The organism is Peptoniphilus vaginalis (assembly GCF_900176605.1).
Lineage (GTDB): Bacteria > Bacillota > Clostridia > Tissierellales > Peptoniphilaceae > Peptoniphilus_A > Peptoniphilus_A vaginalis.
Genome location: NZ_FXLP01000004.1, coordinates 159,735 through 178,670, shown reverse-complemented (window position 1 = coordinate 178,670; position 18,936 = coordinate 159,735). Strand labels below are relative to the sequence as shown.

At 36.2% G+C, this 18,936-nt stretch carries 20 protein-coding genes; 15 read left to right on the top strand and 5 right to left on the bottom strand.

All coding sequences use genetic code 11. The features are described 5' to 3' along the window. Window positions 1–2: 2 nt before the first annotated feature. From CAN42_RS02265 to CAN42_RS02245, 5 genes are all read left to right on the top strand, one after another. Window positions 3–674 carry a uracil-DNA glycosylase gene (locus CAN42_RS02265; protein ID WP_085875749.1) on the top strand — a complete coding sequence of 224 codons (672 nt, stop codon included), beginning with the start codon at window positions 3–5 and terminating at the stop codon, window positions 672–674. A 111-nt stretch (window positions 675–785) separates the two neighbouring features. Further along, entirely contained in the window at window positions 786–1,559 is a 774-nt protein-coding gene (locus tag CAN42_RS02260; protein ID WP_085875363.1) for an alpha/beta hydrolase family protein, read from the top strand. Window positions 1,560–1,817: 258 nt separating this feature from the next. Next, entirely contained in the window at window positions 1,818–2,519 is a 702-nt protein-coding gene (locus CAN42_RS02255) for a DUF5058 family protein (protein ID WP_062571038.1), read from the top strand. A 12-nt stretch (window positions 2,520–2,531) separates the two neighbouring features. Continuing rightward, window positions 2,532–3,200 carry a hypothetical protein gene (locus CAN42_RS02250; protein ID WP_062571039.1) on the top strand — a complete coding sequence of 223 codons (669 nt, stop codon included), beginning with the start codon at window positions 2,532–2,534 and terminating at the stop codon, window positions 3,198–3,200. Between the two features lie 9 nt (window positions 3,201–3,209). Then, on the top strand, window positions 3,210–4,319 hold the full coding sequence (locus tag CAN42_RS02245) for a M20/M25/M40 family metallo-hydrolase (protein WP_085875362.1): 1,110 nt from the start codon (window positions 3,210–3,212) through the stop codon (window positions 4,317–4,319). Window positions 4,320–4,572: 253 nt separating this feature from the next. On the opposite strand, the gene rd is transcribed toward CAN42_RS02245, so the two are convergent. Further along, the gene (gene rd, locus CAN42_RS02240; protein WP_062571041.1) at window positions 4,573–4,734 is read right to left on the bottom strand and encodes a rubredoxin; all 162 of its coding nucleotides are present in this window, start codon (window positions 4,732–4,734) and stop codon (window positions 4,573–4,575) included. Window positions 4,735–4,898: 164 nt separating this feature from the next. Here rd and CAN42_RS02235 point away from each other — a divergent pair, with 164 nt between their 5' ends. Continuing rightward, window positions 4,899–5,291 carry an ATP-binding protein gene (locus CAN42_RS02235; protein ID WP_245149828.1) on the top strand — a complete coding sequence of 131 codons (393 nt, stop codon included), beginning with the start codon at window positions 4,899–4,901 and terminating at the stop codon, window positions 5,289–5,291. A gap of 183 nt (window positions 5,292–5,474) precedes the next feature. Here CAN42_RS02235 and pepD read toward each other — a convergent pair whose 3' ends face one another. Both pepD and tyrS read right to left on the bottom strand, forming a co-directional pair. Further along, a complete protein-coding gene (gene pepD / locus CAN42_RS02230) occupies window positions 5,475–6,866 on the bottom strand; it encodes a beta-Ala-His dipeptidase (RefSeq protein ID WP_085875360.1) in 1,392 nt (463 codons plus the stop codon). A gap of 7 nt (window positions 6,867–6,873) precedes the next feature. Next, on the bottom strand, window positions 6,874–8,100 hold the full coding sequence (gene tyrS, locus CAN42_RS02225; protein WP_085875359.1) for a tyrosine--tRNA ligase: 1,227 nt from the start codon (window positions 8,098–8,100) through the stop codon (window positions 6,874–6,876). 200 nt (window positions 8,101–8,300) lie between these two features. On the opposite strand from tyrS, the gene CAN42_RS02220 reads away from it, so the two are divergent. The 5 genes from CAN42_RS02220 (at window position 8,301) to CAN42_RS02200 (ending at window position 13,917) form a co-directional block, all read left to right on the top strand. Continuing rightward, window positions 8,301–9,491, top strand: a complete 1,191-nt coding sequence (locus tag CAN42_RS02220; protein WP_085875358.1) for an NAD(P)H-hydrate dehydratase — start codon at window positions 8,301–8,303, stop codon at window positions 9,489–9,491. Window positions 9,492–9,623: 132 nt separating this feature from the next. After that, the gene (locus CAN42_RS02215; RefSeq protein WP_005956990.1) at window positions 9,624–9,968 is read left to right on the top strand and encodes a type II toxin-antitoxin system PemK/MazF family toxin; all 345 of its coding nucleotides are present in this window, start codon (window positions 9,624–9,626) and stop codon (window positions 9,966–9,968) included. Between the two features lie 170 nt (window positions 9,969–10,138). Next, a complete protein-coding gene (locus CAN42_RS02210) occupies window positions 10,139–10,891 on the top strand; it encodes a WecB/TagA/CpsF family glycosyltransferase (RefSeq protein WP_062571045.1) in 753 nt (250 codons plus the stop codon). Between the two features lie 11 nt (window positions 10,892–10,902). Next, window positions 10,903–12,852 (top strand): transketolase, encoded by a 1,950-nt coding sequence (tkt, locus tag CAN42_RS02205; protein ID WP_085875357.1) that lies wholly within the window; start codon window positions 10,903–10,905, stop codon window positions 12,850–12,852. A gap of 165 nt (window positions 12,853–13,017) precedes the next feature. Then, window positions 13,018–13,917 (top strand): DMT family transporter, encoded by a 900-nt coding sequence (locus CAN42_RS02200; RefSeq protein WP_085875356.1) that lies wholly within the window; start codon window positions 13,018–13,020, stop codon window positions 13,915–13,917. Between the two features lie 48 nt (window positions 13,918–13,965). On the opposite strand, the gene CAN42_RS02195 is transcribed toward CAN42_RS02200, so the two are convergent. After that, window positions 13,966–14,820, bottom strand: coding sequence for an IS3 family transposase (locus CAN42_RS02195; protein WP_135100538.1), 855 nt, complete (start codon window positions 14,818–14,820; stop codon window positions 13,966–13,968). After that, window positions 14,784–15,350 (bottom strand): helix-turn-helix domain-containing protein, encoded by a 567-nt coding sequence (locus tag CAN42_RS02190; protein WP_085875244.1) that lies wholly within the window; start codon window positions 15,348–15,350, stop codon window positions 14,784–14,786. The genes CAN42_RS02195 and CAN42_RS02190 overlap by 37 nt, the downstream gene beginning before the upstream one ends. A gap of 129 nt (window positions 15,351–15,479) precedes the next feature. Here CAN42_RS02190 and CAN42_RS02185 point away from each other — a divergent pair, with 129 nt between their 5' ends. From CAN42_RS02185 to ilvA, 4 genes are read left to right on the top strand one after another with little or no spacing between them, the layout of a single operon-like run. After that, on the top strand, window positions 15,480–16,559 hold the full coding sequence (locus CAN42_RS02185; protein WP_085875355.1) for a hypothetical protein: 1,080 nt from the start codon (window positions 15,480–15,482) through the stop codon (window positions 16,557–16,559). A gap of 2 nt (window positions 16,560–16,561) precedes the next feature. Next, window positions 16,562–17,440, top strand: coding sequence for a mechanosensitive ion channel family protein (locus CAN42_RS02180; protein WP_085875354.1), 879 nt, complete (start codon window positions 16,562–16,564; stop codon window positions 17,438–17,440). Continuing rightward, window positions 17,427–17,651 (top strand): DUF951 domain-containing protein, encoded by a 225-nt coding sequence (locus CAN42_RS02175; RefSeq protein WP_062571050.1) that lies wholly within the window; start codon window positions 17,427–17,429, stop codon window positions 17,649–17,651. The genes CAN42_RS02180 and CAN42_RS02175 overlap by 14 nt, the downstream gene beginning before the upstream one ends. A 1-nt stretch (window position 17,652) precedes the next feature. After that, the gene (gene ilvA, locus CAN42_RS02170) at window positions 17,653–18,861 is read left to right on the top strand and encodes a threonine ammonia-lyase (RefSeq protein WP_085875353.1); all 1,209 of its coding nucleotides are present in this window, start codon (window positions 17,653–17,655) and stop codon (window positions 18,859–18,861) included. The last annotated feature ends 75 nt before the right edge of the window (window positions 18,862–18,936 follow it).

Genomic DNA, 18,936 nt, shown 5'->3' with positions numbered 1-18,936 from the left:
TGGTGAAAGAAATTTTAAAAAATGATTGGCAGGAAATTTTGGAAGATGAGTTTGAAAAGGACTACTACAAGGATCTTAGAAAACTTTTAATCGACGAGTACAAACATTATAAAATTTTTCCAAAGGCTCAAGATATTTTTAACGCCTTTCACTACACAGCCTACAAGGACGTCAAGGTTTTAATCCTAGGGCAAGACCCCTACCACAATGTGGGTCAGGCTCATGGACTTGCCTTCTCTGTCAAAGAGGGTGTGGCAATACCACCTTCACTAAGAAATATTTACAAGGAACTAAAGTCTGACTTGGGACTTGAAATTCCAAGGACAGGCTACTTAAAGTCTTGGGCAGACCAGGGGATAATGCTCCTCAACACAACCCTAACAGTTAGGGCCCATCAACCCATGAGCCATTCAAAGATTGGCTGGGAGATTTTTACCAACGCAGTAATAGAAAAAATTAGCGAGAAGGAAGACCCAGTAGTCTTTATACTCTGGGGAAATCATGCCAAGGCTCGCAAGAAATTTATAAGGTCTGGCAACCACTTAATCATAGAAGGAGTTCATCCATCGCCGCTTTCTGCAGCAAGAGGATTTTTTGGATCAAGACCCTTCTCAAGAGCCAACGAATTTTTAAAAAATAATGGGGTCACACCTCCAACTTGGGAAGTTAAATAAAATTATAAATCTTAAGCAAGGAAAATTTATTTCTTTGCTTTTTTTATTAGAATTAAAGTTACTCTTTAAGAAATTTTTTATATCTTTGCTATAATGGAGGTGAGGTGAATTATGGAGTATTTAAAAACAAATTATTCAGATATAAAGGAAGTCATGATAGGGAAGGTCCCTGCAGTAATAATTGAGCCCAAGGAAGCTACTAATAAGACCATAGTCTTTTATCACGGTTGGGGATCAGACAAGGAAAGGCAAATCTTTAGGGGAAATATTTTTGCATCCTATGGTTACAGGGTAATTATTCCTGAAGCAAGACACCATGGCGAGAGAAATGTAGAAAAGCTTGACCACGAGGACAAGGATGTAGAAGGCGAATATATTTTAAAAGTCATTATGCACAACATCGAAGAGGCACCTTCCATCTTCAACTACATTGAAGAAAATTATCCAGGAAGCGAAATAGCAGTGGGAGGTCATTCTATGGGAGCCATAACTGCTGGAGGTCTTTATGCTTTTAAAAAAGATTTAAAGATGGCATTTATCTTTAATGGAATAAATAATTGGAAAGAACTTGTTCGTGGAGTCAACGAACTGAAAGGTCAAGACAAGATTGATGAGAGGGGATTTAGGATTAACGAATTCTTCTTAGATATGAACCCAATGGACAGTCCAGAAGCCTTTAAGGACAGACCTCTTGTTCTCTTCAACGGAAGGAATGACGATGTAATTAATCCAGCAGGTCAAGAGTCCTTTGTCAAGGAAGTTGAAAAAGTTTATGAAGACAAGAAGCTTTTGAACTTCAAACTTTTTGACATGACCTACCACCAAATAACAACGCAAATGCTTGAAGAGGCTATAAAGTTCTCAAAGAATCTTGGAGGATTTTAAATCGTATTAAAAACCAATTTTTTAATAATCTCTTAAAGAAAAATTTATGGCTTTTGTAACTTGAAAATTAAAAATCTAAGATAATTAAAATTATTTTTAACAAATATTTTTAAAAAGTTAGAAAGATTTGATATAGACTTCATATTATGGAGTCTTTTTTGTTTTATCTTTTTATTTATTGTACTTAAGTATAGATTTATATAGCGAAAGCATTGTGTTATACTGTCAATAATTTATTCAAAAAAGGGAGGAATAATTATGAAAGATCAATGGCAGTTTGCCAACAGTCCACTTATGTATATGGTTTGTTCTGTTGGTATTATCCTAGTTCTTTTCCAAGGTACTTATCTTTTGAGAAAGGCCCTCAAGGCTACAAAAGAAATGAACATGGATAAGAAGAGAATCAGAAAGGGAATAGTGACAGCTGGGATCTCCTCTATTGGACCAGCACTAGGTATTTGTGGATCCATACTTGCGCTTATAGTAACCTTAGGAGCACCAGTCACAGCCCTTAGGATGTCAGTAATTGGTGGAACTAATTACGAAACTATGGCTGCAAACTTTGGTGCCAAGGCAATGGGAGCAGAACTTGCTACCACAATGGACCCAACAGTTTATGCCAACGCTCTTTGGACACCTGCTCTTGGTGTAATGGGATGGTTAATCTTTATGATAATTTTTGGCCACAAGATGGAGTCAGTTAACCACCTTCTCACAGGTGGTAGGAAGGCACTTCTTCCTGCAGTTTCTGTGGGAGCCATGCTTGGAGCCTTCGCCTACTTTTGTGTTGACAACTTGTCAAAGATAAAGGCAAATCCAAAGGTAACTTTTGCAACTGTGTTTGGCTTTATAATTATGTTTATCTGCCAAAAACTTGGCAAGAGATACACTTGGTTGAAGGATTGGGGTCTTACCTTTGCGATGTTTATTGGTGCCATTGCATCTCAATTAATATTTTAAGGGGGAGAAAAAATGACAGCTTACGAAAAATTTTCACAATCAATCCACAAGTTTGGAAGACTTACAATGCTACTAGGTATGATTGCTGTACTTCTTCCACCTATGCTTATGACTTTTTACTATGGATATAACCCAGGTATAGCAGCCATTATAGCAGGTGCAGTTTCACAAATGTCTGTGTCAGGTGCCTTTTATTTCTCAGAGCCCATTGCTAACTATCCAATAATTGGGGCAGCAGGCCTATATATGTCAACTCTATCAGGTAACAGCGTTAATTTAAAAATACCTGCAGCAGTATCAGCAATTTCTGGATCAGGATATAAGCAAGGAACAGATGAAGGTTCAATGATGGGAACAATAGGTATTGCAGTTTCAATTTATATTGCAACATTTTTTGTAATATTATCAACAATTTTTGCTCAAACAGTAATTGTGAACTTGCCAGAACACATTAAAGAAGTTCTAACTCTTATTATTCCAGCACTTTATGGTGGAATCTTTGCACAATTTTCTGTTAAGTCTTTTAAGACAGGAATTTTTGCCTTACTTGTAGCTTTTGTTATGTCCAAGCTTGTTGCCTTAATACCTTTTAATGCAACTTTCCTTATAACTCTAGTTACAGTATTCTCTTCTATTTACTTCGCAAAAACTCAACTTGAAACTATTAATAAAAATTCATAAGGAGGAAATATGAAAGACTTTGAAAGAGAAAAACTCTTAGAAATTTTTGAAGACCTACTAATGATCCACTCTCCTTCTTGCAAGGAAGAAAAAGTTGCAGACTATATAATAAACTTTGTAAAAGAACTTGGGGGAGAAGTTTATCTAGATGAGTCACAATACAAATATGGTGGCAATGCACCTACAATCTTTGCAAAGTTTTTGGGTGAAGGAGAAGGAATAACTTTTTCAGCTCACATGGATGTTATTGAACCTAACAAAGATTTAAAAATTATAAAAGAAGATAAGATTTGGAAAACAGATGGCAATACAACTCTTGGTGGAGATGACAAGGGAGGACTTGCTGCCATACTTTATTCCATCTACTACATTTTGAAAAATAATTACAAGCACAGAGATATTTATGCAATCTTTACACCAGGAGAAGAAGTGGGAATGCTTGGTGCAAGAAATATAAATTGGGAGGAAGTCTATAAAAATATGGAGCCTGCCAAAAATATGATTGTAGTAGATAATGCAGGTTCTTGTGACAAGGTGGCATACAAGGCTCCAACATCATATACCTTTACTTTTAAGATAAGGGGAAAGTCTGCTCACGCTGGTATTGAGCCAGAGAAGGGAATTTCTGCGATAATGCTTGCGGCAAAAGCTATTTCTCAGTTTAAGATTCTTAGGATTGATGAATTTACAACAGCAAATATTTCAAATATCAATTCTGATTTCCCAACAAATGTTGTGCCAGACTATGTTGAATTTTCTGGAGAAATAAGGGGTCACGATAAAGATCATGTTCTTGAAATTTTAGAAGAATACCAACAAATAGTAAGGAACTTGACAGAAGATTTTGAATTTGAAAAAACTTTAGACTATCCAGCCCTTGTTTCAAGTGACATGGAATTTTCAAAAGAAATAATAAGGTCCTACAAGAATGTTGGAGTGGATGCAAAAGAAGTTATAATTGGTGGTGGATCTGATGCCAACTTCTTTGCTGACGAGGGATTTAACTCCCTTATAGTTGGTGTTGGGATGGAAAAAGTCCACACGAAAGAGGAGTACCTTGTCCTAGAGGACCTCGAAAACACAAGTAGGGCAATTATAGATTATCTGAAGTTAGACTAATTGATTAAAAATATAAACAAATAAATCCGTGAGATTTAAGTTATAAAATTCTCACGGTTTTTTATGTAGAAATTTTAAAAGGCAATGTAATTGTGGATAAATAAAATTAAAAATGGAAAATAAATTTGTGGATAGCTATTAAAAAGTATAAAAAAACCCACAAATGTAGATAAAAAAATAAAATTGTGGATAAAAATTTAGATTTTGTAAAAATTTGTAAAAAAAAAGAAGGCCGAAGCCTTCCGTAATAATATTATTCAACAGGTTCGAAGTCTGATTTTTCAGCTCCGCAAAGAGGGCAAACCCAATCTTCTGGAAGATTTTCAAATGCAGTACCAGCTTCAATGCCGTTATCTTCGTCGCCTACTTCAGGATCATAGATATATCCGCAAAGTGTACATTCATATTTTTTCATATTATTTTTCCTCCTAATAAAATTAATGCTTTTTGCAAGCTTAATAATATTATAACAAATTAATAAATATAATACAGTAAAATTTTAAAATTAATCAATGCCAAGCTTTTGGGGTTTAAAGTTGAAATTTAATGGGTATTCACATAGTGGATGGAGTGAGAAGTATGGATACTTTATATAGATTTAAGGGTTTTGTTAATAGCGATTTATCTCTAATAAAGAGCTTTTTGGATTCAGCCATTATGGATTTAAATCCCTACATTACTGACCAAGAAAAATTATTTGATATAAAAGTTATTTTAAATGAACTTGTCATAAATGGAGCAGTCCATGGCAATCAAGAAGACCTTAACAAGAAGGTCTGTTTAAAGTTAGTCTTAAAGGACGACTCTTTAAAAATTATTGTATCTGACGAGGGCAGAGGCGTAAACCACGACACCTCCTTGTACGATTGTGGAGAAAAAAAGTGTAACGGTAGAGGTCTATTAATTGTTGAGGCCCTTACTGACCAGCTTATCCTAAATCAAAATGAAGTCATTGCAATTAAAAATCTTTAAATAACTTGCGACTTATAAGTCCATACATATTTTTACTTAGGTCCTAGTTTATAATTTTTTTTCGAATTTTAATTTATTATGAAATTATTTGAAACCCTTGTGGGTTTCTTTTTTTATATCTTAAGTTGGGAATTCAATACACCAAAAAATGGCTGTCAAGCTGACAGCCATAAATTTATTTTATTAAAGAGCCTTTAGAACTTTTACAAGGTGGTCGTAGACCCTCTTAGTTGAAGAAATTGAAAGAGTTTCCTTTTGTGTGTGAGCTCCAACAGTGTCTGGACCAATGGAGATAATGTCTAGGTCGCTATTCTTCTTGTAGAAGACACCACATTCAAGTCCACCGTGTGTGAACTCTTCTTCCATTTCTTTGCCTGTTATTTCCTTGTAGATTTTCTTTACGATTTCTCTGAAGTTAGATTCTTTTCTGTATTCCCATTCTGGATAAGGGTTTATGAATTCTCCTTGGCAGTCATATTTTTCAACTATATCCAAGTAAATCTTTCCGAATTCTTCAGAAAGTGAAGAGGATGCAAATCTTAATGAAACGAAAACTTCTACTGCGTCATCAACTTTTTTTGCTATTGCAAGGTTTGATGATGATTCAAGAACTTTCTTAGCTTCATTTATGAAAGTGTGTGGGCCAGTTGGAAGTTCTAAGAGATAGTTTGCAAGTTTCTTAGTATCCTCAGCAGTTAAAACTTTTCCATCGTGAGAAATTTCCTTACATTCAATTACAAGTTCTCCTGCCACATCTTTGAACTTTTCTTTTACGAAGTCGATAGCTTCTTTAAGTGCTTTTTCGTCTGCTACAAGCACAAGTTTACCCTCTCTTGGGATGGCATTTTGTTTTGTTCCGCAGTTGATGTCAATTAGTCTTGCTCCATCAAGCTTATTAAGAATTTCAGCTATGACCTTGATCATATTGCCTCTGTTGTTGGCAATTTCCATACCAGAGTGGCCACCTAAGAAGCCATGAAGGTGAAGGTCAAAGGCCTTGCCAGTGTAAGCTTCTTCCTTAAAGACAAATTTTGATTTAAGAAGTTTTCCACCTGCAGATGAAACTGTTAGGACACCTTCTTCTTCTGAGTCGATGTTGATTAGGTACTTGCCTTCAAGATATTTTGCTTCAAGGTCTTTGGCACCGTGCATGTCAGTTTCTTCTGATACAGTTACGATTATCTTTAATGGACCGTGTTCTTCTTCGGCAAGAGCCATTGCCATGGCAACACCAATTCCGTTGTCTGCTCCAAGAGTTGTGTCGTTGGCGTGAAGAGAATCTCCGTCGACAATAAGTTCGATTGGGTCAGTTTCAAAATTATGTTTAGAGTCCTTGCCCTTTTCACAAACCATATCCATGTGACCTTGTAGGATGACCTTAGGTCTGTCTTCCATGCCCTTTGTAGGAGGGACCTCCATAATAATGTTTAGGCTGTCATCTTGAATAACCTTGTAGCCTCTTTCTTCTCCAAACTTCTTTAGGAAGTCAGAAACTCCCTTTTCGTTACCAGATTCTCTTGGAATTTGTGATAATGCTTCAAAATAATCAAAAACTTTTTTTGGTTCTAAATTCATATTAACCTCACTTTATAATAAGCTTGTGGTAAACTTTTTTACCCTTTCTAATAATAATTTCTCCATTCTTGAAGTCGTCCTTTGTGATTTCAAGTTTAGGATCAGTTACTTTTTCATCGTCAATGCTAACTCCGCCTTGTTGGATAAGTCTTCTGCCTTCAGAGTTTGTCTTGATAAGTCCAAGCTCTGTCATAAGGTTTAAGATTCCCACAGGCTCGTCAAACTTTGCAGCTTCAAATTCAGTTGCAGGTATGTCTTCTGATGCCTTGTCACCGCCAAAGAGGGAGTGAGATGCATCAAGGGCAGCCTTAGCGGCTTCTTCTCCGTGAACGTCTTTTACAACTTCGTAAGCAAGGACTTCTTTTGCCTTGTTTATTTCAGCACCTTCTAATTTTTCGTATTCAGCAATCTTATCAAGTGGAAGCATAGTAAGAAGCTTCATAAACTTAATAACATCTCTGTCGTCACAGTTTCTTAGGTATTGGAACATTTCGTAAGGTGTAGTCTTTTCTGGGTCGAGCCAAATTGCTCCAGCCATAGTCTTACCCATCTTTATTCCTGCTGCAGTAGTAAGAAGTTTAAAAGTCATGGCATAAACCTTGTCGCCTTCAAGCTTTCTAACAAGTTCATAACCACCAAGTATGTTGGACCATTGATCAGAGCCACCAACTTCTAGCTTACAGCCATGCTTTCTGTATAGGTATAGGTAGTCGTAGGATTGCATAAGCATGTAAGAAAATTCGAAGAAAGTAAGTCCTCCTTCCATCCTGTTCTTGTAGCAATCAAATTGTAGCATCCTGTTAACAGAGAAGTGGATACCAATTTCTCTTACAAAGTCTAGGAAGTTCAACTTAGTTAACCAGTCAGCGTTGTTTTCAATGTAGCCCTTGCCATCAGAAAAATCTAAGAAGCTAGAAATTTGTTCCTTAAATCTTCTTGCGTTGTGGTTAATAGTTTCCCTGTCCATAAGAGTTCTCATATCAGACTTACCTGATGGGTCGCCAATAGTTGTAGTTCCACCACCTAGTAAAGCTATAGGAACGTGACCAGCCCTTTGCATGTGTTGCATTACTCTTATTTGGATAAAGTGACCAAGAGTTAGGGAGTCAGCAGTTGCATCAAAGCCAATGTAAAAGGGAACTGATTCCTTGCCAAGCATTTCTCTTAGCTCATCTTCGTAAGTGCATTGGTCTAAGTAACCTCTCTCGCTTAAAATATCGTATACATTTTCCATAAAACCCTCCAAAAAAATAAAAAGAGCCCCGTGAACGAAAGGACGCATTCGTGGTACCACCTTTCTTCGCCGAGGCCTCAAAGATTATCAGACTCCAATATTGTAATTCAGCTTTCGCCTACTGTATATCTTCAACGTCTTATATTCATACTATTTATGATATAATAATCGAAAATAAAATAAAAGTCAATGGTGATGAGATGTTAGGCATAGATATAGTAGAAATTTCTAGGATAAAAAAACTAATGGATGAGAATGAAAATTTTCTTCACAAGGTTTTTAATGAAGATGAGATTGAAAGAATAAAAAAAAGGAAGGAAGCCTATGAGAGGGCAGGGGGAATTTTTGCTGCCAAGGAAGCTGTGGCAAAGGCCCTTGGCACTGGCATTGGAAAAATTTCTTTTAAGGACATAAAAATTAAATACAGAGGAGACGTCCCTTACGCAGAAGTCTTTGATATGAATTTTGATTTATCTATTAGCCACGAGAGATCCTACGCAGTGGCGGTTGCAAGAGTAAGGGGAGAAAATTTAATGGAAAAAAATTATGAAGAAGAAATAATTTTAGATGAAGAAATAAAATCCCTTTGGAAGGATCGAGATGACTTTGGTCACAAGGGAGACTTTGGAAAAATTGCAATCATTGGTGGGTCCATGGGGATGACTGGGTCGTCTTACCTTGCATCAAACGTAGCATTAAAGTCTGGTGCAGGTTTAGTTTACAATATAGTCCCAAGAGAAATCTTTGACATCATGTCCATAAAATTCATTGAGCCCATAGCAAAGACCTTTGATGACTTAGATGAAATGGAAAAATTCCTTGAAGGGATTGATGCCGTAGCCATGGGACCAGGTATGGGACTAGGAGCTTATGGAAAAAAAGTTTTTGAGAGAACAATAAAAACAGAAAAAAATCTTTTAATTGATGCCGATGGTCTTAACCTCTTGTCAAAAAATTTGAACTTATTAGAGGAGAGAAAAAATTTTACAAGTATCCTAACACCACATGAGGGTGAGTTTGCAAGACTTACTGGCTTATCTATAGAAGAAATAAAAAGCAATCGCAAGGCAGTGGCAGAAGAGTTTGCAAAAAAATACAAGGTCATCTTAGTCTTAAAGGGTCATGAAACAATAGTCACAGATGGAGAGAGAACTTACATCAATAGGACAGGCAACTCTGGTATGGCAACAGGAGGATCAGGAGACGTCTTGACTGGAATAATCTCTGCCCTAATGAAAGATTACAACTTGTTTGATGCTGCAAGGCTTGGAGTTTATGTTCACGGACTATCAGGTGACATCTATGCGAGAAAAAATTCAAAGACCAGCCTAAGGGCAAGAGACTTAATAGAAGGACTTGATGAAGTATTTAAACTTTTTGAAGAAAAGTAAAGCAATTTGCAAGTAAAAAAGTCAAAAAATTTTTCGATTAGTGTATATAATAAGGAGAAATGTGATAGAATGTTATAAAGGTTGCTAATAGGTTAATCTTTAATTCTCTCTTGCCTTAAAAGGTGAAAAATTATGATGATAAAAAGAGGGGACATATTTTATGCCGACCTGTCGCCAGTTATTGGATCAGAACAGGGAGGGGTTAGGCCCGTAGTTGTTGTTCAAAATGACATTGGAAACAAATATTCGCCTACTTTAATTGTAGCTGCAATTACATCTCAACTTAACAAGGCGAAGCTACCAACCCATGTTAATGTGAAAGCTAAAGATGTTCCGCTGCCCAAGAATTCTGTAATTCTTCTGGAGCAACTGAGGACAATCGACAAAAAAAGGTTGAGAGAGAAGATCGGTAAATTCGACAAGGATGTTATTGGAGAGATTGACGCAGCAATAAAAGTTAGCTTGGCGATAAAGTAATTGGGCAACATACATATTGACTATCTCGAAAGGGGTAGTCTTTTTTTGTAGAAATTTAAAATTTATTCTTGCGACCTAGTGGGACAATAATTATTAAAATTTAAGTTTTAAAAATTATAAATAATAGAAAAGCTCTTGTCTATGTGATAAACTTATTATCGGAGAGATTTATGAAGAAAGTAAAAATTTTTGGAGTTGAAATTCTAAACATTGATAATTCTGAGTGCGAAAATATTTTAAGGGACTTCCTAAGAGGAGATTCACTTAAAAAAATTTACACACCAAATACTGAAATCGTAATGGCAGCTAAGAGGGACGAAGAACTTAAGAAGCTTGTCAACTCAGGTGACTTAGTCCTTGCTGATGGGATTGGTCTTATCTACGCATCAAAGCTTAGGAAGAAGCCTTTGAAGGAAAGGGTCACAGGTTTTGACACTTCTATTAAGCTACTTGAGCTTGCTGATGAGATGGGACTTAACTTATATTTTTTAGGTGGCAAGGAAGGTGTTGCTAAGGATGCAGCAAGTGCTGTCAATGAAAAGTATAAAAATCTTAAGGTTGCAGGTTTTCACAATGGATATTTCAAATCCAAGCTAGATGGCGAGACATCTAGCGCTGAAGAAGAAATAATTAAAGAAATAAATTCCAAGGCCATTGACATAGTCTTTGTTGGCTTTGGCTTTCCACGTCAAGAAAAGTGGATTGACGCATGGAAGAAGGACATAAATGCCAAGGTCATAATTGGAAATGGCGGAGTCCTAGATATTTTATCAGGTAGGGCAAACAGGGCCCCGGATATTTTTATAAAGCTTGGCCTCGAGTGGCTTTACAGGCTTATAAAAAATCCATCTAGGATAAAGAGACAAATTGATTTGCCAAAATTTTTGTTGGCAGTTATGAGAGATAAAAATTCAGTTGAGTAAGGAGAGTAATTTTGAATATCGAAAATAAAGCAGTTAATACTTTGAGAATGCTATCTGTTGATCAAATTGAAAAAGCAAATTCAGGTCACCCAGGTCTACCCCTTGGTGCTGCACCAATGGCCTATGCTCTTTTTAAGAATCACCTAGTGAGAGATTCTAAGGACTTGGATTGGAAGAATAGGGATAGGTTTGTCCTCTCTGCAGGACATGGATCTGCTCTATTATATTCACTTTTTTACTTATTTGACTATGGTCTAAGCCTTGATGACTTAAAGAACTTTAGACAACTTGACTCGAGAACACCAGGTCATCCAGAGTATGGTCACACTAAGGGTGTTGAAGCAACTACTGGACCTCTTGGCCAAGGGATTGCCATGGCAGTTGGTATGGCTATTGCAGAAGAAAAACTTGCAGCCCTTTACAACAAGGATGACTTGAAACTTGTTGACCACTATACTTATGCCCTAGTAGGAGATGGATGTTTAATGGAAGGAATTTCTAACGAAGCATCGTCACTAGCTGGCACACTTAAATTAAGTAAACTAATCGTACTTTACGATTCAAATAAAATTTCCATTGAAGGATCAACTGACCTTGCCTTCTCAGAAAATGTTTGTGACAGGTATAAGGCCCTTGGTTGGGACACTTTTGTAGTTCATGATGGAAATGACCTAGATGAAATAAATGCAAAAATTGAAGAGGCAAAAAGATCTGATAAGCCTGCACTTATTGAAGTTAAAACAAAAATTGGCTACGGCTCACCTAGAGAAGATTCTGCAAAGGCTCACGGCGAACCTCTTGGCAAGGAAGACAGAAAGTTAACTCGTGAATTCTTTGGACTTCCTGATGAAGACTTTTATGTTGCAGAAGACGTGAAAGCCCACTTCCAAAAAATTGTGGAAGAAAATACTGCAAGGGTCAACGAAAAGAAAAAAATCGAAGAAGAGTATGCGAAAAAGTATCCTAAAGAATATGAGGACTATCTTGGATCCTTTAAGTTAGAAAAGAAGGAATTATTAGAAGACTCCTACTATGATTCCTTTGATAAGGACATGGCAACTCGTTCCATCTCTGGCGAAGTTTTGAATAAGATTGCCAAGGACAACATCCACATCTTTGGTGGCTCAGCTGACCTTGGTCCATCAAACAAGACTATGCTAAAGGGAGAAGAATATTTCACAGCTGAAAATAGACTTGGAAGAAATATAACTTTTGGTGTTCGTGAAAATGCTATGGGGGCAATCACTAACGGAATCCTTCTTCATGGAGGTCTAAGGACTTATGCATCAACCTTCTTGGTTTTCAGTGACTACTTAAAACCAACAATTAGGTTAGCAGCCCTTATGAACATTCCAAATGTCTACATCTTCACTCACGACTCCATTGGAGTTGGCGAAGACGGACCTACTCACCAACCAATAGAACACCTTGCAATGCTAAGGTCTATTCCAGGAATTGTTGTAATAAGACCTGCTGATGGACGTGAAACTGCAGCATCACTTAACCTTGCCTTCAATTCAAAGAACACACCTTTTGTACTTGCCCTATCAAGACAAAATCTTCCACAACTTGAAAATTCTTCAAGGAATATTTACAGGGGTGCCTATATAATTAAGAAGGAAGAGGGAGAACTTGAAAAAATTGTAATAGCTACAGGTTCAGAAGTTTCTCTTGCCCTTGAAGCAGCAGAAGGACTCAAGGGAGTTCGTGTGGTTTCAATGCCTTCTATGGAAATGTTTGATGCCCAATCCTCTGACTACAAGGAAGAAATTCTTCCATCAAAGATCACTAAGAGGATTTCTATTGAAGCCCTATCATCCTTTGGCTGGCACAAGTACATTGGCATAAAGGGAATGGCAATTTCCATTGATACCTTTGGAGCAAGTGGAAAAGGATCTGAAGTCTTTGAAAGATTTGGCTTCACTAAAGAAAACATTAGAAGAAAGATTCAAGAATTTTAATAAAATATAAAAGGGGAGGGCGACCTCCTTTTTTAATTTAAATTTTTATTTGCCTTAATAATTTATTTTTAAAAACTTATTAAGAGCTTAAGAATTATTTTTAAATCTCATTAAGACTTTGCAATTTTATTATGAACTACAAAAATTATGAGATGGGAGGGAAAAATGAAACTTATAAAAGAAAAGAAATGGGCAATTGTGTTTTCACTTTTTGCCATGCTCTTGTGGGGCTCTGCCATACCACTAATAAAGACAACTTACATCCACGCTAACATCATGCCAGATGACACAGGTGGAAAAATTTTAATAGCAGGGATTAGGTTCTTTATGGCAGGTATCTTAACATTTATCTACTTTGGACTCTTTAACAAGGAAGAAGTGAAGAAGGAAAATATAAACATAAAATTCATCTTGGTCTTGGCACTTTTTCAAACTTGCCTCCAGTATATGTTTTATTATATTGGACTATCCAACACACTTGGATCACTTGCAGCAGTTATCCAGGCATCAAATGCCTTTATTACAGTTGTGATCTCTGTCCTCTTAATTAGCGAAGAGAAGTTTACCAAGAGGAAGCTTTCTGCTCTTCTAGTTGGATCTATAGGAATTTTAATCATCAACCTAAGGGGAGGGGGAGGCTTACACTTTAAGTTAAGTGGAGAAGGCTTTGTCCTTATAGCTACAACTTTTAACGCCCTTTCCAGCGTCCTCATAAGAAAGTATGGAAGAAAATTAAATGGATTTCTTCTAACTGCATCGCAATTTGCCCTTGGAGCAACGCCACTAATAATTATTGGAGCCATCACTCACAAGTCTAATGTGAACTTTGACTTCCTTCTATTTGTAATGCTATCTTACGGAGCCTTTATATCAGCAACAGCTTTTACAATTTGGACCTTCGTACTTCAGACTCACAGTTCCAGCGAGTTTGGAATTTATAAATTATTTGTTCCAATCTTTGGGACAATTTTATCCATCTTGGTCCTCGGCGAAGACCTCACAATAAATATTGTCTTGGGACTTATCTTCGTCCTAACAGGTGCCATAATCTTAAACAAAAAATAAACTTTAATGAGGGTGATGTGTACCCATAAAACTGGACACAATATTCAATTAACTAATTGTAGTGGATGCTAACCTATACTTTGTAGGTGGCATCCATTTTGTTTTGGATTGAATTCTTTCATTATTGTAATAATCAATATATTCCTCTATTGCTCTCGAAAATTCTTCAAAAGAGCTATAGCTCTTTTCATAACCATAATAAATTTCATTTTTTAATCTTCCAAAGAATGTCTCCATAATGGAGTTATCATAACAATTTCCCTTCCTTGACATTGATTGTCTTATACCATGTTTTTTAAGCTCATTCACATAATATTTATGTTGGTATTGCCATCCTTGATCTGAATGCAGTATTAGATTATTTAGTTTTGGAAATTTGTTAAATGCTTTTTCTAGCATATTGGATATTTGTTTTAAATTAGGGTGTAAGGATAAGTCATAAGAGATTATCTCATTTGTATACATATCAAGTATTGGAGATATGTAGCATTTACCCCAAGAAAATTTAAACTCTGATACATCAGTGGTCCATTTTTGCAGAGGTCTATCTGCCTTGAAATCTCTATTTATTATATTATCAGCTACTTTCCCTATCTTACCCTTATATGAGTGATATTTTTCCTTAGATCTTTTTCCGAATAGTTTTAACTCATGCATTATCCTTTGAACTCTTTTATGATTTATGACATAACCTTGACTTAGCAACTCCATATATACTCTTCTTACTCCATATCTTCCTTTGTGTAAGTTAAATATTTGAGTTATTTTATCTGCCACATGACTATTCTTAATTTTTATTTTATCAATTTTATTTATTTCAAAATAGTATGTTGACCTTGGCATATCAATAGCTATTAAAAGATATTTTAGTCTGTATCCTTTTTCTTTGAGTTCTTTGACAATCGCTGCTTTTTCGCCTTGAGTTGCGCAGCGTAGCGTTCTTCTCTCAAGGCGATCTCTTTTTTTATTATTTCATTTTCTGCCTTTATATATTCATTTTCTGCTCTAAGTTTTATTAGCTCTTCTCTTTCAGATTCATTAAGTTCTTTTGCTTTATGGTTATTTTTACTTTTCATGCTTGGATTTTTGGATTTACGACCTTTCTTTTTATTAACAAGACCATTATATCCATAATTTTTATACTTGTTAACCCATGAATAGAGTTGTCCATCATTAATTCCATATTCAATTGCTATGGACTTTATTGAATTTCCAGCTAACACTTTAGATACCATTTCTAATTTCTCATCAGGTGTCCAATTGATATTATTTCCATGTTTTAAAATTTCTGGTCCATGAAGTTCTTCTAACTTAAACCATATTCTAATTGAATTATGAAAGATTTTTTCTTTTGTTCCTTCAGGTGTATTGGGCCATTTACCTTCTCTATACAACTGTACACATTCTTTTTTGAATTCATAACTATATTTCATAAAAAATACCCTCCTTACTGGTTTGTCCAGTAAAGAGGGTACATATCAGGGCGAAGAGCCCTCTTTTTTTATTTCAATTCAATGCAAAATTAAAAGTATAAATGTTATAATGAAGTCGGGAGTGGTATTTTGAAAATTAAAAAAAATCACGCAATAATTTTAGCTTTGTTATTTATATTTTTAGGATTTATATATATTAACCATAAAAATTTTTCTAAGGACAGGACCATAGTAAGACTTAAGGGAGTAAGTGTTAATGAACCCATAAAGGACTTTAGCCTTGCATCCAAGTCTGTCTTTTTATGGGCTGATCCAGTTTTATATATCACAGACAGGGAAGGAAACATTGTAAAGAAGATTCAAAGGGAAGATGAAAACATTGAGACCTTCTTTGCCAACAACTACGCCTTCTTGTATGAGAAGGACCTTGGCAAGGTCCAAATGTATTCAGAGATGGGCGAGCTCCTTTCCACAATAGATGTTAAGGGCGACATCTTTAACATAAGCTATGAGAATGCAAATATAATTTTCCACGTAGTGGATGATAAAAATGAAATTTTATACTTAATGGGCAACGATTCAACTCTAACTGAAATCTATAGGACTGGCAATCAAATCTTGGCCCATGATGTAGTTGACGATAAAAATCTTTCTGTTGCAGAGATAAAAAATGAAACAACTGGTTACTCTTCTCTTGTTTATAATCTAAACAAGGGTGAAAAGACGAGCCAGGTCCTAAACCACGAAGTTGTCATGTACCTAAAGAGGGACAAGAGGTCAGTCTTGGCACTTACAGACAAGGCTATTTATAGGTTTATGAATTCTGGCACAAAATATGAGGACAGGGTGCCAAATATTTCTGACATCTTGGTAGAAGGCAAGAAGACTTATCTTCTTCACTCAGGTATTATCACTGAATACAATTACATCTTGAAGGCTGGCAAGAAAAAAATAATTGCAGCTAATGTAAATAAGATGGAAAATATTTCTGGCTCAATTTATGTCTATGGACCGAGTGATGTTGGTGGAGAAATTGGAAATTCGGGAGAATTTTACACAAGACTTGGCTACTCCCTAGACAAGATTAAGATTAATGGACTTTTGATTGGGGCTTTGAGAAACGGCAACCTAAGTCTTTATTCTGTTGTGAACACAAACACAATAAGAGAAGATGATAACAAGATAGAGACAACTTACAAAGAGGTGTGAAAGTGAACATAGAAAAGAACACAGGTGCTGTTGCAAGCGAAGCAGACCAGGCTCTGAGATCGACCTTTAGAGGTCTAGAGTCCTGGGAGAGGCTCCTTGTAGTTGCCCTTGTAGTTATTGGAACTTTTGTAATTTTAAAATTAATAGATTCTTTTATAGGTAGGCAACTTAATTCAAACAAGATAAAAGAAAAGGGATCCTACAATAGGATTGTAACAGTTACAAACTTAATCAGACGCATCATAAAAGTAATCCTAATTTTTATTGGGCTTACTATAGTTATGAGCGTCTTTAACATTTCCATCACACCGATTATTGCAACTCTTGGTGTGTTTTCACTGGCAATAGGTGTTGGCGCCCAAAGTCTTGTTAAGGACTTTATCAATGGTTTCTTTATAATTTTTGAAGACCAATATTCTGTTGGCGACCTTGTTAAGATTGACGACATTGAAGGAGTAGTAGAGGACTTGGGACTTAGGGTTACAAAAATTCGTGACTTTGACAAGGTACTTCACATCATACCCAACGGTAACATTTCGATTATTTCCAACAAGGAAAGGGCAAATGTAAGGACAAAGATTGAATTTTACTTAGATAATTCTTGCGACCCAGACTTTGTTGAAGAAAAAATTAAGAAAGCAATAGAAAAGTATAGGGACCATAAGGACATGGCCATGGGACCAAACTTGTGGGGAGTAACTGAAAATGGAAAAGACGCCTACAAGATGACTCTTGTCTATTACACAAGACAGGGCAGGCAATATGACTTGGAGTATGCTCTTAGGTCAGAGATTTTAAAAACAATGCAGAGAGAAAATATTAAGTCACCTATGATTAGGAATAAATTTATAGAAGGGGAAGATGATCATGCTTTACTATGAACTAGGCGATATAGTAACCCTAAAGAAGGGGCACCCATGTGGTGAGAACAAGTGGGAAATAGCAAGAAAGGGAGCCGATATGAAATTAAAGTGCCTGGGCTGTGACCGAGTTGTTTGGATGAGCCGCATAGATTTTGAAAAGAGAGTTAGAAAAATTTTAGAAGGGGACAAATTTATAAGTATTGTTCATCATAAAAAAGAGGGTGAGTAAAATGGACGTCAAAGAAGTTTACGAAGCTAGAGAGAGACTAAGGGGTCACATAAAAGAGACTCCTGTAGTTTATACACCAAACCTTGGAGAAGGCATTTACCTAAAGGTTGAAATCCTACAAGACACAGGGTCCTTTAAGCTTAGGGGAGCCTACAACAAAATTGCAACCTTATCAGATGAAGAAGCTGCAAGAGGAGTTGTGGCTTGCTCAGCAGGTAATCACGCCCAAGGTGTTGCCAAGTCAGCAAGCGAGAGAGGGATAAAGTCTATTATCTGTATGCCATATCACGCACCCCTATCCAAGGTCAAGGCAACAAGAAATTACGGAGCTGAAGTTGAACTTGTAAAAGATTCCTTTGACGATGCAGCAGCCTTTGCAAAAAAATTATCTGAAGAAGAAGGCTACACTTTTATTGCCCCCTTTGATGATGAAAAAATTATCGCAGGCCAAGGAACGCTAGGACTAGAAATATTAGAGTCCCTTCCTGACGTTGACATAATAGTAGTGCCAATTGGCGGTGGCGGACTAATATCTGGAGTTGCCCTTGCAGCTAAGTCCATTAAGCCTGACATAAAAATAATTGGAGTTCAAACTCAAATCTCACCATCAATGTATGAATCAATTAAGGAAGGAAAAATTATTACAGTCAAGGGTGGGTCAACAATTGCTGATGGAATTGCAGTTAAGACTCCAGGAAAAATTACTTACGAGATAGTAAAGGAATATGTGGATGAAATAGTTCTCGTAACTGAGGGAGAAATTTCTTCTGCAATCCTAACCCTTCTTGAAGACAACAAAATCATCACAGAAGGAGCAGCAGCATCTACAGTTGCAGCTTTAATGTATAGGAAGTTCGACCACAGGGGCAAAAAAGTTTGTTGTGTACTATCTGGTGGCAACATCGACGTCACTCGAGTTTCAAAGGTAATTGAAAAGGGGCTCTACAAGACCAACAGGCGAATGGAGCTTAGGATTAATTTAGATGATCAACCAGGACAATTAACTAAGATCTCAGGACTTCTCGAAGAAGAAGGAGCCAACATCGTTCAAATTTATCAAAACGTAGACCTAGTTGGAGAAACAATAGACTCTATGATCGTAAGCATTATTATCGACACCAAGGACAAGGACCACCAAGGTCAAATCTTAACAGCCTTAAATCAAAACTCCTATGTCTACAAGGCAAGATATAACGACGCCCAATTTTAAATTGTTTTTGACTTAAACGTAAAAATTTGAAATTAAAATCATAAAATTATTGAAAAATATAAAATAAAAATTGAG

Coding starts and splice junctions, on each gene's coding strand:
- CAN42_RS02175 (WP_062571050.1), top strand. CDS start 17,427: ATGCTTTACTATGAACTAGGCGATATAGTAACCCTAAAGAAGGGGCAC.
- ilvA (WP_085875353.1), top strand. CDS start 17,653: ATGGACGTCAAAGAAGTTTACGAAGCTAGAGAGAGACTAAGGGGTCAC.
- CAN42_RS02250 (WP_062571039.1), top strand. CDS start 2,532: ATGACAGCTTACGAAAAATTTTCACAATCAATCCACAAGTTTGGAAGA.
- CAN42_RS02255 (WP_062571038.1), top strand. CDS start 1,818: ATGAAAGATCAATGGCAGTTTGCCAACAGTCCACTTATGTATATGGTT.
- CAN42_RS02200 (WP_085875356.1), top strand. CDS start 13,018: ATGAAACTTATAAAAGAAAAGAAATGGGCAATTGTGTTTTCACTTTTT.
- CAN42_RS02245 (WP_085875362.1), top strand. CDS start 3,210: ATGAAAGACTTTGAAAGAGAAAAACTCTTAGAAATTTTTGAAGACCTA.
- CAN42_RS02210 (WP_062571045.1), top strand. CDS start 10,139: ATGAAGAAAGTAAAAATTTTTGGAGTTGAAATTCTAAACATTGATAAT.
- CAN42_RS02235 (WP_245149828.1), top strand. CDS start 4,899: ATGGATACTTTATATAGATTTAAGGGTTTTGTTAATAGCGATTTATCT.
- CAN42_RS02220 (WP_085875358.1), top strand. CDS start 8,301: ATGTTAGGCATAGATATAGTAGAAATTTCTAGGATAAAAAAACTAATG.
- CAN42_RS02190 (WP_085875244.1), bottom strand. CDS start 15,350: ATGAAATATAGTTATGAATTCAAAAAAGAATGTGTACAGTTGTATAGA.
- CAN42_RS02215 (WP_005956990.1), top strand. CDS start 9,624: ATGATGATAAAAAGAGGGGACATATTTTATGCCGACCTGTCGCCAGTT.
- pepD (WP_085875360.1), bottom strand. CDS start 6,866: ATGAATTTAGAACCAAAAAAAGTTTTTGATTATTTTGAAGCATTATCA.
- CAN42_RS02260 (WP_085875363.1), top strand. CDS start 786: ATGGAGTATTTAAAAACAAATTATTCAGATATAAAGGAAGTCATGATA.
- rd (WP_062571041.1), bottom strand. CDS start 4,734: ATGAAAAAATATGAATGTACACTTTGCGGATATATCTATGATCCTGAA.
- tyrS (WP_085875359.1), bottom strand. CDS start 8,100: ATGGAAAATGTATACGATATTTTAAGCGAGAGAGGTTACTTAGACCAA.